Raw genomic sequence first — 2,019 nt, 5'->3', positions numbered from 1 at the left:
GTTTTTTCACCGATTCCTGGAATACTTTCCAAACTATTGGTTAAAGCCGATTTACTTCGCTTGTCGCGATGATGTGTGATTCCAAATCGATGGGCTTCGTTTCGCAAATACTGAATCACTTTCAAGGTTTCCGATTTTTTATCCAAATACAACGGCACCGAATCACCCGGATAAAACAATTCTTCCAAACGTTTTGCAATTCCGATAATGGCAATTTTTCCTCGTAATCCTAAATCATCAATACTTTTTAAAGCCGAAGATAATTGCCCTTTTCCACCATCAATAATAATCAATTGCGGTAAAGGTTGATTTTCATCTAACATGCGTTTGTATCTTCGATACACCACTTCTTCCATCGAAGCAAAATCATTTGGACCTTCAACTGTTTTAATGTTGAAATGACGGTAATCTTTTTTACTTGGTTTCCCATCTTTAAACACCACACAAGCCGAAACAGGGTTAGTTCCTTGAATATTCGAGTTATCGAAACACTCAATATGTCGTGGCTCTACTGATAAACGTAAATCTTTTTGCATTTGCGCCATGATGCGATTCGTATGACGTTCTGGATCAACGATTTGAATTTGCTTTAATTGATCTAATCGATAAAATTTGGCGTTACGCTCTGATAAATCTAAAATTTGCTTTTTATCACCTAATTGAGGTACGGTTACTTTTACATTTTCTCCTAAATCTATTGCAAATGGAACGACAATTTCTCGGGCATTCAAATGAAAACGTTCGCGTAATTCAACAACGGCTAATTCTAGTAATTCTTCGTTGGTTTCGTCTAATTTTTTCTTCAATTCTAACGTGTGCGAACGAACGATTGCTCCATGCGAAATCTGTAAAAAGTTCACATACGCCATCGTTTCATCGGAAATAATCGAAAACACATCCAAATTGGTAATTTTCGGATTCAAAACCGTAGAACGCGATTGGTAATTTTCTAAAACTTCAATTTTTTCTTTGATTTTTTGCGCTTCTTCAAACTTCATTTCCATCGCCAAATCGGTCATTAATTTCTTGAAATCTTTCAAACTTTCTTTGAAATTTCCCTTTAAAATTTGACGGATTTTTTCGACTTGATTTTGATAGTTTTCAGCCGTTTCATAACCTTCACAAGCGCCTTTACAATTGCCAATATGATATTCCAAACACACTTTAAATTTTCCCGTATCAACATTTGCTTTCGATAAATCGTAAGTACAAGTTCGTAATGGATACAATTCTTTAATTAAATCTAAAATCGTATGAACCGTTTTAAAACTGGTGTAAGGTCCAAAATATTCCGAACCATCTTTAATCATTTTTCGGGTAGAGAATATTCTTGGAAATCGTTCGTTTTTAATACAAATCCAAGGATACGTTTTGTCATCGCGAAGCAAGACATTATAACGTGGTTGTAACTTTTTAATTAAGTTGTTTTCCAACAATAACGCATCGGTTTCCGTTGGAACGACAATGTGTTTTATGGTTACAATTTTCTTAACTAAAACCGACGTTTTATAATTATCGTGGTTCTTAGTAAAATACGATTGAACGCGTTTTTTTAAGTTTTTCGCCTTACCAACATATAGAATTTTTCCATCCTTATCATAATACTGATACACACCCGGATTATCAGGTAAAGTTTGGATTTGAAGTTCTAATGGTGTTTGCATTTTATTGAAAGATGATAGAACAAAGATAATAGAATTGTTTTAATTGGCACGCAGATGAAACGGATGCTTTGCAGCGCAAATTGGACGGATTTTAAAAATTGTGAACTTGGCGTAAATCTTTGCGCTCTTTGCGATTAAACTTTTTATTTTAAATCTGTATCCCAATAAAAAATTGATTTTTGAACTTGAACTTGCCCTTGTTCTTGAACTTTTCGTATTTTTAACACCTTAGAATCAACCAAATGACAGCCTCAAAACCACTTGTAATACTAAAAGAAACCATTTTAGCGGGCGAAAGCAAAACCATTAACATGGAAATTGCCAAGTTGCACACCATGAACAAATTGAAAATTCC

1 protein-coding gene and 1 pseudogene are annotated in these 2,019 nt (G+C 34.3%); one reads left to right on the top strand and one right to left on the bottom strand.

The window, feature by feature from the left end:
- Positions 1-1,664: excinuclease ABC subunit UvrC (gene uvrC, locus Q0075_RS03330; protein ID WP_297868274.1), on the bottom strand; the 1,664-nt coding region annotated here is incomplete at its 3' end.
- A 242-nt stretch (positions 1,665-1,906) separates the two neighbouring features.
- Between uvrC and Q0075_RS03325 the strand changes: the two are divergent.
- Positions 1,907-2,019: pseudogene (locus Q0075_RS03325) on the top strand (succinylglutamate desuccinylase); the annotation flags it as partial.

It is taken from the genome of uncultured Flavobacterium sp. (assembly GCF_937967675.1).
GTDB lineage: Bacteria > Bacteroidota > Bacteroidia > Flavobacteriales > Flavobacteriaceae > Flavobacterium.
The sequence above is the reverse complement of the archived record's forward strand: the minus strand, read 5'-3'. Positions and strand labels throughout refer to the sequence as shown.